At 59.2% G+C, this 14,598-nt stretch carries 15 protein-coding genes; 4 read left to right on the top strand and 11 right to left on the bottom strand.

Going from position 1 to position 14,598, the window contains the following annotated elements:
* Positions 1-55: 55 nt before the first annotated feature.
* Both BM063_RS04925 and BM063_RS04930 read right to left on the bottom strand, forming a co-directional pair.
* The gene (locus tag BM063_RS04925) at positions 56-1,585 is read right to left on the bottom strand and encodes an aldehyde dehydrogenase family protein (RefSeq protein ID WP_092036452.1); all 1,530 of its coding nucleotides are present in this window, start codon (positions 1,583-1,585) and stop codon (positions 56-58) included.
* A 126-nt stretch (positions 1,586-1,711) separates the two neighbouring features.
* Positions 1,712-2,521, bottom strand: coding sequence for an SDR family NAD(P)-dependent oxidoreductase (locus BM063_RS04930; protein WP_092036454.1), 810 nt, complete (start codon positions 2,519-2,521; stop codon positions 1,712-1,714).
* Between the two features lie 236 nt (positions 2,522-2,757).
* On the opposite strand from BM063_RS04930, the gene BM063_RS04935 reads away from it, so the two are divergent.
* Both BM063_RS04935 and BM063_RS04940 read left to right on the top strand, forming a co-directional pair.
* Entirely contained in the window at positions 2,758-3,678 is a 921-nt protein-coding gene (locus tag BM063_RS04935; RefSeq protein WP_092036455.1) for a metal ABC transporter substrate-binding protein, read from the top strand.
* Between the two features lie 54 nt (positions 3,679-3,732).
* Positions 3,733-4,677 (top strand): RluA family pseudouridine synthase, encoded by a 945-nt coding sequence (locus BM063_RS04940; protein WP_092036456.1) that lies wholly within the window; start codon positions 3,733-3,735, stop codon positions 4,675-4,677.
* A gap of 19 nt (positions 4,678-4,696) precedes the next feature.
* On the opposite strand, the gene BM063_RS04945 is transcribed toward BM063_RS04940, so the two are convergent.
* From BM063_RS04945 to BM063_RS04965, 5 genes are all read right to left on the bottom strand, one after another.
* Entirely contained in the window at positions 4,697-4,999 is a 303-nt protein-coding gene (locus BM063_RS04945) for a YunC family protein (protein WP_092036458.1), read from the bottom strand.
* 65 nt (positions 5,000-5,064) lie between these two features.
* Positions 5,065-5,322, bottom strand: a complete 258-nt coding sequence (locus tag BM063_RS04950; protein ID WP_092036461.1) for a DUF6154 family protein — start codon at positions 5,320-5,322, stop codon at positions 5,065-5,067.
* Positions 5,323-5,406: 84 nt separating this feature from the next.
* Entirely contained in the window at positions 5,407-6,837 is a 1,431-nt protein-coding gene (locus BM063_RS04955) for a bifunctional metallophosphatase/5'-nucleotidase (protein ID WP_245752076.1), read from the bottom strand.
* A 101-nt stretch (positions 6,838-6,938) separates the two neighbouring features.
* Positions 6,939-7,799, bottom strand: a complete 861-nt coding sequence (locus BM063_RS04960; protein WP_177198991.1) for a sulfite exporter TauE/SafE family protein — start codon at positions 7,797-7,799, stop codon at positions 6,939-6,941.
* 125 nt (positions 7,800-7,924) lie between these two features.
* Positions 7,925-9,709 carry an ABC transporter substrate-binding protein gene (locus tag BM063_RS04965; RefSeq protein WP_092036463.1) on the bottom strand — a complete coding sequence of 595 codons (1,785 nt, stop codon included), beginning with the start codon at positions 9,707-9,709 and terminating at the stop codon, positions 7,925-7,927.
* Positions 9,710-9,818: 109 nt separating this feature from the next.
* On the opposite strand from BM063_RS04965, the gene BM063_RS04970 reads away from it, so the two are divergent.
* Together BM063_RS04970 and BM063_RS04975 are read left to right on the top strand one after the other, a co-directional pair.
* Positions 9,819-11,075: an MDR family MFS transporter gene (locus BM063_RS04970; RefSeq protein ID WP_177198992.1), complete on the top strand. Its 1,257-nt coding sequence runs from the start codon at positions 9,819-9,821 to the stop codon at positions 11,073-11,075.
* A 215-nt stretch (positions 11,076-11,290) separates the two neighbouring features.
* Positions 11,291-11,812: a beta-class carbonic anhydrase gene (locus BM063_RS04975; protein ID WP_092036467.1), complete on the top strand. Its 522-nt coding sequence runs from the start codon at positions 11,291-11,293 to the stop codon at positions 11,810-11,812.
* 520 nt (positions 11,813-12,332) lie between these two features.
* On the opposite strand, the gene BM063_RS18275 is transcribed toward BM063_RS04975, so the two are convergent.
* From BM063_RS18275 to BM063_RS04995, 4 genes are all read right to left on the bottom strand, one after another.
* Positions 12,333-12,839, bottom strand: coding sequence for a nucleotidyltransferase domain-containing protein (locus tag BM063_RS18275; RefSeq protein WP_425439129.1), 507 nt, complete (start codon positions 12,837-12,839; stop codon positions 12,333-12,335).
* 109 nt (positions 12,840-12,948) lie between these two features.
* On the bottom strand, positions 12,949-13,137 hold the full coding sequence (locus BM063_RS04985) for a hypothetical protein (protein WP_143085239.1): 189 nt from the start codon (positions 13,135-13,137) through the stop codon (positions 12,949-12,951).
* 256 nt (positions 13,138-13,393) lie between these two features.
* Positions 13,394-13,699: an AzlD domain-containing protein gene (locus tag BM063_RS04990; RefSeq protein WP_092036653.1), complete on the bottom strand. Its 306-nt coding sequence runs from the start codon at positions 13,697-13,699 to the stop codon at positions 13,394-13,396.
* A 5-nt stretch (positions 13,700-13,704) separates the two neighbouring features.
* Positions 13,705-14,436, bottom strand: a complete 732-nt coding sequence (locus BM063_RS04995) for an AzlC family ABC transporter permease (RefSeq protein ID WP_092036473.1) — start codon at positions 14,434-14,436, stop codon at positions 13,705-13,707.
* Between the last annotated feature and the right edge of the window lie 162 nt (positions 14,437-14,598).

A 14,598-nucleotide genomic window follows, 5' to 3' on the forward strand; every position in this document is an offset into this window, starting at 1 on the left:
CCGTTACAACGTTTGATTTCTTCCACCCGCCGGCAACCGTTGCATCGACGCAGGGTTATTTCCGCCGCAAAAACTGCACCGCCAAATTGAGCAATTCCTTCAGCGACAGATTCCATCCTTTTCCATACAACAAACGGATCAGGTATCGGATCGCATCCGTCTGCCGTTCGGAATAGGGATACCAGTTGATCTCCCGCTTTTTCCTCCCGGGGTGGGAGATTACCGACACCCGGTGACAGAAGCTCAACAGTCCCTCCGGACCGTGGTACCGGCCGATCCCGCTCCACTTGACCCCGCCGTAGGGAAGGCCCGGATTCGCCATGTTGATCATGACGTCGTTGATGCACACGTTCCCCGCTTCGATCCGCCCGGCAACCCGGCGGGCTTTCTTGCGGTTCTTCGTCCAGATGCTGCTGTTCAGGCCGTAGGGCGTGTCGTTGGCCAGCCGGATCGCTTCCTCCTCCGTGTCGAAGGGCATGATCGGCAACACCGGTCCGAAGGTTTCCTCCCGCATGATCCGCATCGAATGGTCCACATCCGTCAAAACCGTCGGTTCAAAATGGAGCCCGTCGGAACCGGTTCTCCGCCCCCCGCACAGGATTTTCGCCCCTTTCTCCTTCGCATCGGCAAGATGCGCCTCCACGATGTCCAACTGCCGGGGGAAAGTCATCGATCCCACGTCGGCCCCCTCTTCCGTCAACCGCAGGGCTTCCGTCCGTTCCTTCACCATCCGGACGAACGTCTCATACACCGACGACTCCACGTAAAGGCGCTCCACCGCCATGCAGGTTTGCCCGGCGTTGGTGAAGGCGCCCCAGACCGCCGCGTTCGCCGCCCGGCGCAGATCGGCGTCGGCGAAGACGATCATCGGATCCTTTCCGCCCAATTCCAGGTCGACGGGAATCAGATGCTCCGCGGCGGCGGCCATCACCTTTTTCCCCGTGGCGACGCTGCCGGTGAAAAAGATCTTGTCCGGGCGCGCCTGGATCAGCCGTTCCCCCACCTCTTTTCCCCCGTGGATCACCTGCACCACATCTTCCGGAAAACCGACTTTCCGGAAGACCTTCTCGATCAAAAGACCCGTGAGGGGGGACACCTCCGACGGCTTGATCAGCACGGCGTTTCCGGCAACCAGGGCGGAAATGGCCGGAATCATCGCCAACTGAAAGGGGTAATTCCAGGGAGAAATGACGGCCACCACTCCCATCGGCCGGTACTCCACCCAGGAGCGCCGGCCGATCAGGGTGATCGGTGTCGACACCTTCTTCGGCTTCAGGATGGAGGCGGCCTTCTTTTCGTAATACTTTATAAAATCGACCGTCAGCAAAATTTCTGTCATCAGCGCCTCCAGATGCACTTTGCCCGTGTCCCTGACCACCGTCTCCGCCAGTTCATCGGCATGATCGACGATATAGCGGCGAAGGCGGTTGATGTGATCCAACCGTTCCGCAAGGGGCAGATTCCCCCAACGCCGAAACGCCTTTCGCGCATGAACCATGGCCCGCTCAATCGCTTCCGGAGAAGTCTCCTCCAGTTCTCCGAGGCGCTCACCCGTCGCCGGATTGATCATTTCAATGACACCCATCATAACCCTCCCCCATCTTTTTTAAGACCGGTCAATACTCGTACAAAGGGATGGATGAAACCGGATGCAACCATACAATTCGCCAATCTCTTCCCGCCGACCTTCCCGTCCCGCGACGCGGGAGGTTCACGTTCCGTCCCGGACCTCCCGCGTTTTCTGAATCCTTTTCATGATCCTCGTGATCAGCCCGCGGGGCAAAAACCGGACCGAACCGACCAGCAAGCGATTGGACAGCCCGGGGATCGCCACCCGCCGGCCGGACATGAGCCCCCGGAAACCCTCCCGGGCGACGGTCTCCGCATCCATTTCACCGCGCTGGAACAGTCTGGACGTTCCAAACCCCGCCCGGGAACCGAATTCCGTCCGGGTGGGGCCGGGGCAAAGGGCCGTCACCGTCACCCCCGTCCCCCGGACCTCCTCCGCAATCGCTTCGGTAAAGGAAAGGACATAGGCCTTGGAAGCATAATAGACCGACATCAGAGGGCCCGGCTGAAACGCGGCGGTGGAGGCCACATTGAGAATTTTCCCCTCCCCCCGCCGGAGCATGCCGGGGAGAAACGCCTTGGTCAACCGGGTGAGCGCTTCGATGTTCAACCGGATCATTTCCCGTTCCCTCTCCCAGTCCGTCTCCGCAAACGGACCGTACACACCGATTCCGGCGTTGTTGACCAAGACGTGAACCTCGATCCCCGCTTCTTCCAGCTCCCGAATCAATTCCCCGCACGCGGCGGGTTCGGACAGATCCTTGACGACCACCCGGACGGAAACGCCGAAGCGCCTTCCCGCTTCTTCCGCCAGCCGCTCCAGCTTGTCCCGGTTGCGGGCGACCAGAATCAGATCAAATCCGCCTTCGGCAAACCGTTTTGCCAACTCGGCCCCGATGCCCGTCGAGGCGCCGGTGATCAGGACCGTTTTTCCAACGCTTTTCCGGTGCATGGATTCACCCTCGCTTGACGGATCCGCAGGTGGCACGATCCACCGCCTGCGCATCCGGAAAACCCGCGGGGTTGCCCGCAGAATTCGGCTTCCACTTTTCCTCCATTATAGAAAAGGCGATCTTGCGCCCGCAATGCCCCCATCATGGTTCTATTAAATCGTAATTATTACGATTTACAAACCCCGGTCATCTCTCTATAATAAAACAAGGAGTTTACCGTCGGGAGAGTGAACCCATGCCACGAGACAAAAAACTGCTGGTTGCCTTATCTCTCGTCATGATTCTGATGGCTGCGGGATGCTCCGGAGAAACGCAGGAAGATTCCGGCGGCGGACTGATGGTTTACGCCAGCGTGTATCCCCTCGCCGATTTTGCCGAAAAGATCGGCGGAAAACACGTGAATGTCACCCTCCTCGTCCCTCCGGGAGTGGAACCCCACGATTTCGAACCCACCCCCAGGGACTTGGCCCGGTTGAGCCGCGCCGACGTCTTCATCTACAACGGAATCGGATTTGAAGCATGGATCAAAAAGGCCAGGGAGATCCTGGATTCCGAGCGGACGGTGACCGTCGACGCCTCCGCATCGCTAAAGCCCCTGTACAGCGGATCGGGAAAAGGGCGCCAAGAGGCGGACCCCCATGTCTGGCTGGATCCCGTGCGGGCGAAAAAAATGGCGGAGGCGATCCGGGACGCCCTGATCAAAGCCGATCCCGATCACGCCGCCGATTACCGGACCAATTTCGATCGGCTCTCCCGCCGCTTTGACGAACTGGACCGAACCTTCCGGGAAATCGCGGAAAACGCGGAAAAAAGGGAGTTTGTCGTCTCCCACTCGGCCTTCGGCTACTTGGCGGATCGATACGGCCTTCGTCAGATCGCCATCTCCGGCTTGTCCCCCTCCGACGAGCCCGGTCCGAAGGAATTGAAGGCGGTGATCGAGGCGGCCAAGCGGCACCGGGTAAAGGTCATCTTTTTCGATTCCCTCGTTCCGGGGAACCTGGCCGAGACCGTCAAGGAGGAAGTGGGTGCCGAAGCCCTGGTGCTGAATCCCCTGGAGGGGTTGACGCCGCAGGAGGAGAAATCCGGGGAAGACTATTTCTCCATCATGGAAAAAAACGCCGAAAACCTCGGCAAGGCGCTGGGATCGGCCGAATGAGCCCCCGCCCTTCGGCGGAAACCGCGGAACATCTTGAAATCACGGGGTGATCCGATGGAAAAGACCCCTGCCCATCACAACAAATGGATCTCATATAAAATTCCACCGGACTGGGACGGAAAAAAAGTGGAGGAGGTCCTGAGGGGCCCCCTCGCCCTCTCCAACCGGATGATCAACCGCCTGACCCGGTGCCGCGGAATTCGGCTCAACGGCCGGATGCCCTGGCTGGGCCGGCGGGTGAAGAAGGGGGATCGCCTGCGCGTCGCCGTCAGACCCCTGGAGCGGTCCGACTTGGTCCCGGAACCGGTTCCCTTCGGCCTTCTTTACGAGGATGCGGATTTGATGGTGGTGGACAAACCGGCGGGCGTCAATGTCCATCCCGTCCATCCCGGGGAGACCGGCACCCTGACCCACGGCATCCTTTACCATTGGCAAAGTCAGGGCTTCGAAGGACGGGTCCGCCCCGTGCACCGGCTGGACCGGGACACCACAGGGGTTCTGCTCATCGCCAAAAACGCCTACATGCACCAGCTGTTGGACCGCCAGCTGAAAAACCGGTCCATCGGGCGGATCTACCTCGCCATTGTGCAGGGCCGTCTCACCCGGGAGACGGGCGCAATCCGCCTGCCCATCGGTCGGGACCCGACCCATCCCCTCCGCCGGCGTGTCGCCGAGGACGGAGCGGAAGCGATTACCCTGTACCGGGTTCTCGCCTCCACCGAACAGGCCTCCCTGATCGAGGCGAGGCTGGAGACCGGCCGAACGCACCAGATCCGCGTCCATTTCGCCCACCTGGGACACCCCCTGTGGGGAGACCGGCTTTATGGAGGCCCCGGCAAACTTATCGGAAGGCACGCCCTCCACGCGGAACGCCTGTCCTTCACCCATCCCCTGAAGGAAGAGAAGATGACCTTTTCGGCACCTCCGCCGCAGGATTTTGCCCGGCTTATGGAGGCACTGGGACTCCGAGGGAACCGCCCGCCGGCCCCTACGGCATGACGGGCGGTTTTTGCGTCTGTCACGCCATTTTCAACAAGGCTTCCCGGCCGGTCATGCCGGGGCGAATCCCGCGGCGCTCCGCCTCCAGGGTAACCGATTCCAGCGGGGCTTCCAGCAAATCTTCCAGACTGCGCACGCCGACAGCCCGGCCGGCCAATATCCCGCGCTCCGCCAATTTTTCATTCAGCAGTTTCACATCGAGCGCGCCGCACATGATATATCCTTTGTCCGTCGTCAAAACCAGCAGCCTCGTCTTGGGAAGCGCCACTTCCACGCCGATCACCCGGAGGCCGTCCACATCAAAGGGTTGAAGCCGTACCAAAAAAACTCCCTCCCTCGATTTCATTCCCTATCAGGGTATGTCGGGGAGGGAAACGGGTTGCCTGTTCAATGGAGATGGGGAGGAACGAAGGACGGCTTCCAAAGAGGAATTTTTCCTTCCTGCGCCATCTTCATCTTCAGCATCTCCACGAGGTAGATCCCCATCATCTGGAACAGTTCCTCTTCGCTCATTTCATCGATCAACCGTTGGATATCTTCCCGGGTGTGTTCTTCCAACAAACTGAGAACCAGGGTCACCGGATCCTCTTCTTCGTCGTTCAACTGGTCCCGGTACAGTGAATAAACCTCGTCGACAAATCGCATGGAGAACCCTCCTTCTCTCTATTGTAGCCGATCCTTCTCCCCTCTGAAAACGGCAGGGGAACTTCCCTTCGGAACGTCCGGACCTTAAACCCGGATCCAACGGGGCACCAAACAGTCCTTGACCGATTCCGGACGCTGGAGCCGCCAGGCGAGCACATCCCGTAAAAATTCCGGAAGATAGTAGCGGACATCTTCTCCGTTTTGCAGCTCGAAATACCCCACGCCGAAGGTGAACATGTCGACACTGGCCACTTGGTATTTCCGGTCTTCCTGAAGCCGCTCGCCTCCCACGCGGACGGAGCGGATCTTCTGATAGGGCTTCGCCTCGGGACGGTACTCCACCTGAAGCCCGGAAACATTGATCGTTCCCAGCCGTTCACCCCGGAATCCAAAACCGCGGATCTTAAGGCGCTGAAACTCCTCCAGCAGGGCCTCCTCCAGCGTGCGCAGGATTTGCCGCCCCGTCAGCATCATTTTACACGGATTGATCGGATGTGGACAGATCTGATGCAAGCGCCCCTTTGTCACCGGCCCGCGATCCAGCCCGCCCAACAGCTGCCCGGCATTGACCAGGGCCACCTCGGCCCCCACCCACTCCCTCAATCCGTCCGCCAGGAGGTTTCCCAAGGGAGATTCCCGGTACCAATCGATGGAGAGGGGGCGATCCAGGCATCCGATCGGGCTGGAAAGAAATTTTTTTCCCTCCCGCCGGTGTAGCTCGATCCGGCGGAGGATCACTTCGGAATCACCGATTCCCTCCACAGGCCGCACCCGCCCCGATCCGCCGGCGATGCACCCTCTTTCGGCATCCCACTCCAGCGTGACATGCCCCACATGTTGTCCATACTTGCCCGCCGCGGCGATGAAGGTGTTTCCGACCCGCTCGGGAACCTCCAGCAGATGGTGGGTGTGACCGCCCAGGATCAGGTCGATCCCCGGCACCTCCTCCGCCAAACGGCGGTCCAGGGACAGACCGAGATGGGAAAGCAGCACGAGAACATCCACTTTTCCCCGGATCTTGGGCACCCACTCGGCGAGCACCTCCAGAGGATCGGACAGCCGCCAGCCCATCTGTTCATAAAAGATCGGATAGGGGATGGTCGCCCCCAGAAAGCCGATGCGAAGGCCTCCCACCTCCCGGACCGCCCACTTTTTCAACCATTCGGGCCGACTCCCCCGGATGGGCTCGATATTGGTTCCGACAACGGAAAAGGAGACCCCCGCATACACCCGATCCAGAGCCTCCCGGGGAAAGGTGAGCAGTTCGTTGTTGCCCAAGGTCACCACCTGATAACCGGTGGCCTCCAACACCGCCCGGTTGGCCATGCCGCCGGTTCCCTCCGTCTCCATCCTCCCCCGGTCCATGTGGTCTCCCACGTCGACGGCGATCCACGCCTCATCCCCTCGATTTTCCCGCTGAAGCTGTGACAAAAGCGTCGCGATTTTCGGCATCCGCTCGAAATGGCTGTGGAGATCGTTTGTGTGCAGGATGTGCAAATATTTCAGCCGAGTCACAGCAATCCTCCTATCCCTGCAATTAGCGACCTTCTTTTCGGAGGCGGCAGGCGTCATGTGCCCCGCAGCAAAGGCCCGCCGGCGCGAGGCAGAACCGGGCTTTAGGACAGCCCCTCCCAAATCATGCGCACCGCCACCAGCAGCAGGGCCAGACGGAGGGCGACGAGCAGACCCCGACTGCTGAGACGGCTGGAGATCCAGGCCCCCAGCCGGCCGCCGAACCACGCCCCGGGGGCGAGAAACAGGGCCGCTTTCCATTCCACATTCCCTTGTGCCACATGACCCAAACTACCGATGACCGAGGAGAAGAAGATCATGAACATCGAAGTGGCGGTGGCCACATGGGGAGGAAAGCGGAAAAGGAACACCATCACCGGAACCATCAACGCCCCCCCGCCGATTCCGAACAGGCTGGAGACCATCCCCACCAAAAAGGCGACGGCAAGGGCCGTGGGCCGGTGATAACCGTACCGGTGAACGGTGCCGTCCGGATCGGTGAATTCCCGGGTCACACTCCATTTGACGGGCCGTTCCTTTCCCCTCTCCCCCACGGTCAGGACGATGGAGACAAAAATCAAAAAGAGGCCGAAGGCGATGTAAAAGGAATCCGGCTCAAAGAAACGGTTCAGGTAGGCCCCCGTCGCCGCACCGGGACCGCTTGCCGCAAAAAAAAGCAAGCCGCTGCGGTAATCCACCCGGCGCTGCCTGGCATAAGTCAAGGTGGACGACAGGGCGGTCAGGACGATCATGACCAGCGACGTCCCCACCACCACCTGGGGGGTGAGATGTCGGTATTCCGGAAAGAGGGCGGCCATCAGCAACAGGGAAGGAACCGCGATCACCCCTCCGCCCAACCCCGCCAGGCTGCCAAACGTCCCTGCCAGCAATCCGATCAATACAAAAAGTATCCATTCCTCCACTGCCGTCACTCTCCATTGCCCTTTTTCAACCCATCGTAACATGTCCTGCCCCCGGCGAAAAGAGATGACCGAGCCGCCTCCAGGGGTCCCGCCGGGGATGTCCGCGGACCGGTGACGATGCCGCCTTCCAATCCTCTGTAGGCCTTGCAGAGTCCCGAAAGGTCGGTTCACCGCCCGTCCGCGGCGGTTTTTCCGTCGCCCGGCCGGATCCACAATTTCCGGAAATCCGCCCAGCCGAAGGAATCGAAGGTCAGCCCCTGAAGATTCCGGGGATATTTGATCCGTTTGTACAGGTGGCACAGAAACAGCATCGTCAAATCGCGGTGAAGAAACCCCTCCACTTCATCGATAATCCTCCTCCGCCCCTCGCCGGACGGTTCGCGGACAAACCGATCCGTCAGGCGAAGGGTGGCGTTCAGACGTTCCGGATCCAAAAAGCGGCGAAACAGGTTGGTGTTGCGAAAAAACATGAACCAGCTCGACTCAAAATCCGAATCGAAAACGTCCGCCATCAAAAACAGATCGGCCTTTTCCTCCAATTCTTTGCGGTACAGCCAGTCGATCGGCACCGGAACGGGCGAAATCCGCACCCCCACCGCCTGCGCCCGTCTCCGGATCCAGTCGGCAACCTCAGCTTTGGTCCCGCAATTCCCCTCCGATTGGTCAAAATAGTACAGAGACAGCGTCTCCCCGGCGTAACGGCTCCCCTCCAACCACGAACGCGCCTCATCCAGGGAGGATGGCGAAACCTCCGCCGACCGGCTCTTTTCCGGCAACATGCTGTCGGCAGGAAACCGGTCGTTTCCCCCCAGCTCTTTCACCATCCGCCTGCGGTCGCAGATCTCCCGCATCGCCCGGCGAAAACGGATATCATGTTGCGGTCCGGGCCTGCGAAAATTGAAAACCAGCATCTCGCAGGCAAATTGTTCGAACAGCACTTCCCGCTCGCCGCCGCCTTCATCCTCCCCCGGCAACTGATACCGCGCTTCCCCCTTCTTCTCCCCCGGAACAAGCCAAAGCTCGATCCGATCCAAAAGCGGACGCTCCCGAAAATAACCGTCGAAGGCTTCAAACACCACCCGGCTGTCCGACAGCTCCCGGATCTGAAAGGGACCGGTCCCCACATGTCGCCGGGCAGACGCTTCGCGGGGACGGATCGATGTGTTGACGGTTCCGAGAAAACGGGGAAAAAAGGGCAAAGAATCCGTCAAACGGAACCTGATGGCGTGTTCGTCCATTACCTCGATTTCGGCAATGTAACGGGCCAGCCACGGCATCACGCTATTCGGCGCCTCCATCAATCGCCGGAAGGTGTGGCGGACATCCTCCGCCGACAGCAATCTCCCGTCGTGAAACCGGACCCCCTTTCGCAAATAAAAAGTCCATTCGGCATGAGCGGAATCCGATTCCCACGCGTGGGCCAGGTGAGGTCTTAGCAGACGCGTTTTTGCATCATAATGAACCAGGGTGTCATACACCTGGCGAACGAAGTGACACTCCGCCACCACCGACACGGCGGAAGGATCCAGGGTGGTCAGCTTACGGTAAAGGGGGATTTTCAGCACTTCCCTTCGCCGGTTGTCCGCCTGCTCCACCTGCAGCCCCAGCCGGACGTGGAGGCGCTCCCGGCACCGCTCCCACACCTCTTCCGGAAGTTCCCCACGGCGCAGGAACTCCATCGCATCATGGACCCGACCCTTTTCCAGCAACTCGGTAAAGTGGGAAACGGCCATCTCCTCCAGCCCCCGCTGAAAGATGAGAACCGACCGATTTCCCCGTCCGCTTCCGGGCATCCAGAGGATCCATTTTCGCTCCTCCATTTTTCGGATCAGATGCTTCACATTGCGTCGGGTGCAGCACAGCGTCTCCGCCAATTCCGCCACCGTGACGGGCATTTTTTCTTTTCCCGGATAAGCCGACCGCAATCTGATGTAGTGTTCCACCAAGTTCACGGCAGCCCCTCCAAAAAAGGTGAAAAGGATATGTTAAGTTTACTCTTTTTGTTCCCCTTTCTCCAGCACATAATGGAAGCATCTCCTGCAGATGGAGGGGCACAACCTCATGGAACGAATCCTGAACGTCCTTCGCACCTATCATCCACTGGTCTGGGTCCTCGTCGGAGGAACCGCCTTTGCCCGGACCGCGTCCTTTATGAGCCTCCCCTTTCTGGCTCTGTATCTGTCACGCACCACCGGGCTGGATCCGTTTGTTACCGGAACGATCGTGGGAGCCGGGGCGCTGGCCGGCACCTTCGGCGGTTTCATCGGCGGAAATCTGTCGGACCGTTTTGGCCGCAAACGGGTGATGTTGTCGACGCTATTTGTGTGGGCGGCCGTCTTCTGGGGATTTGCGATGGCTGAAGAAGCCGCCCTGTTTCTGATATTGAACCTGTTGAACGGGCTCTGCCGCTCGTTCTTTGAACCGACCGGCCAGGCGCTCCTGGCCGATGTGACGCCGCCGGACAAGCGGATGCGGGTCTTCGGCTTTCGATACATGGCCATCAATGTGGGCGCCGCCGTCGGTCCCCTGATCGGCGCATATCTGGGGATGGTGTCGGGGAAGATCACCTTCTGGATCACCGGAGGCGCCTATCTGCTGTACGCCGTCGCACTCCTGATCATGATGAACCGATTTGCTCCGGCCGTTCCGGCCGCGCCGCCGGAAAGGACCCGCTTCACCGCCGCCCTGCGGGTGATCTGCAAGGACGCCGCTCTGGGCTGGTTCATCCTGGGGGGAATCCTTGGTCAAATCGGATACGCCCAGATTGAAAGCACCCTGCCCCTGCACCTGAAAACGCTGTTCGGAGAAAACAACGCTCTGTACCCGGCGCTTCTGACGTTAAACGCCGTCACGGTCATCCTGTTGCAGATCGTTGTCACCCGCTGGGCGGAAAAGCGCTCCCTGATCGGAAACCTGGGACTGGGCTGCCTCCTGTTCGGTCTCGGTCTGGGCTGTTTTGCCATCGGTGAACACCGGGTCGTCATGATGCTCGGCATGTTCATCCTGACGATCGGGGAAATCCTGACCTTTCCCACCAGCAGCCTGTTCATCGACCGGTTGGCTCCCGAATCCCTCCGGGGAACCTACTTCGGAGCCAACAGCTTCCGAAATGTCGGCTTCTTCATCGGTCCCTCCCTCGGCGGATGGCTGCTCGGATCCCACGGCGGCAAGACCGCCTTCGGCCTCATCGCCCTCCTGACGGTCTGCGGCGTCCTGTTCTACTGGATGGGATACCGGGCGTGGCTCCAAAGAAAAAAAGCCCCGGAGAAGGAGTCCGTTTCGAACACTTCCCTTTCGGCGGCAAAAGCCGTCCGGTAATTCGTTGATCCGACCGTTCGATGTGATATAGGGATAGAATTTGACAGGTCGAGATTCATCAATTATACTACTTCCCGCAAAATAAATATAATTCCTATCAGATTACACGACAAATATGTCGTACCGTCTGTCGAATCTTTCTCCACGCCAGGAAGTAAAAACCGCATAACGGAGGATGTTGCACCTTCGGGATCCTTCATTGGGAGGTAAGTGAGATGAAAAATCAGCCCACCAGCAACGCCAAGGCTTTGCTCGAATCCAACCGGGCATACGCCCAGAGGTTCAATCAGGGAGATTTACCGTCTCCCCCCGCTCGCAAAGTTGCCATTGTGACTTGTATGGATGCAAGATTGGATCCATTGGCGTTTTTGGATGCACAGCTCGGTGACATCCACGTCATCCGGAACGCCGGTGGCCGCGTCACGGAGGATGTCATCCGATCCTTGGTCATCTCTGAACAGCTGCTGGATACAAAAGAGATCATCGTGATTCACCATACCGACTGCGGAATGCTCACCTTTAAGAACGAGGATCTGTATGCACGAATCGAAAAAAACCTTGGTGAAAAGGCGGGGAAGGAAGCGCGAAAAATCGACTTTTTGCCCTTCAGGGATCTCGAGGAAAGTGTCAGGGAAGACATGGAGAAACTGAAACAATCCGAACTGATTCCGGAGGATGTCCGTATCTACGGAGGGATCTACGACGTCCGAACCGGAAGAGTGGAACCGGTTGAGTGATCAGTTTGTGACCAAGCGGCGAGATTCATCTTCCGATCTGACGGCTTTTGCAAATCATGAATTCTTGACCGAATACCACCCGCTGTTGGAATGCCGGGCCTTTGGGCTTGACTCTGTTGAGCAGATGATGGAAATATAACCCCAATTTTTATCCGGCGATCGTTCCCGGCATTCGACCGGAAAGCGATCGCCAAGTCGTCTTACACTCATAGTTGTAGAACACGCACTGGTCAAGAGTTCGATGCAAGATTGATCCAGGCAGTTGTCCCCACTCCGCTCCCGGACGGGCGCCTGCCGCGCGGCTCCGGTTTCCCATCCGCCCGGCGCTCCCCTCCCCAGGCGTGAAAAGACGCTTTCCACCAACTAACCGCTTCCCAAAAAAATTGAAAAAATCACGGCAGCGGACTCCCTGTCCACGGCTCCTCGCCAGTCTACACTTCATTTTCCAGCCGCTTGATCCAACCACTGGAGGGATGGTGAATCCGGAGTGAGGAGAGCAGCCACCGCTTCTCCTCCCCGTTCAGAAACGGGAGGTGCGTAAGGAAATCCGCTTCGTCCTTGGGACGGGGATTTTCGCCTTGAAAAGCAGTTGCCAGGCGGGGGAGACGTACGGTCGGCCCAGCGGGTCCTTTCTCGCCAGCCGGCCGAGAGGCATCCGGATCGACGGATCTCTCCGGAACAAAACCTCGTCGCCTTCCCGATCGATCAACAAAAATTCGAGCGCCTGGCCTTCTTTGCAAAAATGGAGCTCGTGCCGAGGAGGTTCCACATCCCTTTCCGATCGGCAACAAACCAAACGGCCCTCCCCCGGCACCGCCACGGCTTTCTCCCAATCTTCGAAAAACCGAAGGAGCGAGGCGTTGTTTTCCCGAAAAAGGCAGAGATCCACATCATCATGGGCACGCGTCTGTCTGCCGCACGCAAGGTCCAAAGCCCACCCGCCGGCGATGAACCAGGGATGTTGAAATCCCTCCATCAGGCGAATGACCCGGTCCAGTTCCGGAGAGAAAACGGCGCACTTCTTCAGCCCTTACTCACTCCTTTCGCCGCAGGGGGGCCACGCAAAAAGGGAGCGGCGCGGCATTGCCTACCCCGCGTCTGCTCCCTTTTATTGCCTCCTGTTTTTCTTCCGTCCGTTACCGTTTCTTTTCCATAGAGGCCGCCTGAAATCTCCCAAATTCCCGATCAAACTGTTCCATCCGACGCCGCTCGATCCCGTGGGTCACGCTCATCGCCGCATAGACGCAAATCACCAGCATTCCGAAAAGGACGGCGACGATCAAGATCCCGTGTTCCCTCGCCAGCGAGGCTGCCAGTTCCGCCAAAAGACCCACTCTCCTCTGATTGGTTTACCTTCCCTTGCCTATCATTCTCCCTCCGTATATACAAACCGCAACGGATTGAGATTGGTTTCGCCTTTTTTTAGTAAAAGAAGTGTAATATTCCTCAAAGCCCATCCTTGCGAAGGAAAACCGGTTGCCATAGAAGTTCGGCAAGACCTTGCCGTGCCGCCCGGAAACAAAAAACCGACACCTGCCCGGGTGTCGGCAAAGCTTCCTCATCCGGCGGAGCGACCGCCCCTCATCCGGCAAACGCCTGGATCGCCGCCACGGTGCCAATCGCCCCCGCGATGACGATCAGCATGTTCAACCGGAAACAGGCGAGAAGGGCGGCGACGGCTCCCCCCGCAATCCCGACCAGCGGCTCCCCTTCCTCCACCGACAGGATTCCCGGAAAAATGAGCGCCCCCAAGGCGGCGTAGGGGATGTTTGCCAGCCACCGCTCCATCCAGGGAGAGACGCTTCGCTGCCCGATCAGTAGCGCCGGTAGCATGCGCGGAATATAGGTAACCAGCGCCATCCCGAGAATGATCCAAAACCAGTCCATCCCGATCACTCCATCCTTTCAACCCGCCGTTTTTCCGGGGCGGGAGACTGATCCTTCGGCATCAGATACGCTCCGCATCCGGCCGCCGCGACGGTGGCCAGTACCGTGGCCCACCCCCCGCTCAAGAACAGGCCGAACAGGGCGTTCAGGGCCATTCCGATCAGGGCGACGGCCCCCGCCCACCACCTTTTGCGTACCGCCGGAATCAGCAGGGCGATAAACATGGCATACAGGGCGATGTTCATGCTGTCGCTGATCGCCCGGGGAATCGCCTTGGCAAACAGAACCCCGATGACGGTTCCAAAGACCCATGAACCGTAGGCAACCGCGATCAAACCGGCCAGATACAGGGGATGAATCCGCCCGTTACCGCCCTTCTCGTCCATGGAGGCGACGGCGAAGGTCTCGTCGGTAATGCCGAAGGCAAGGGCTCCCCTCGCCCAGGGGGGCACATGCTTCAGCCGGTCCATCAGGGAAAGGCTCATGACGAAGTGGCGAAAATTGAGCACCAGTGTGGCAAAGATGATTTCCATGCCCAGCGCGCCGGCGGTCGCCATCTGGACCGCCATGAACTGGCTCGCCCCGGCGAAAACCATCATCGACATCATTACCGTCTCCGCAAAAGAAAGACCCGACTGCCGGGCGATCACGCCGAAGGCGATGGCGATCGGAATGTAGCCGATCGCGATGGGAACGGCCGAAGCCAACCCCTTCCTCCATTCTTGTCTGCTTCTCACCGCTCCTACCCCCGTCCGAAAGATTTCTCTATCTGTGGGTGTTAAGAACGATCATATAAAATCTTTCGGGAAACAACAAGATGCCGCCAAAAAAAGGAGGAGCGCCCCACAAATCCCCCGGAGGGCGCCAGTTCGCCGCCGGCGGCGCCATCACGGCATTTT

The sequence above is a fragment of the Planifilum fulgidum genome, assembly GCF_900113175.1.
GTDB classification, from domain to species: Bacteria; Bacillota; Bacilli; order Thermoactinomycetales; family DSM-44946; genus Planifilum; species Planifilum fulgidum.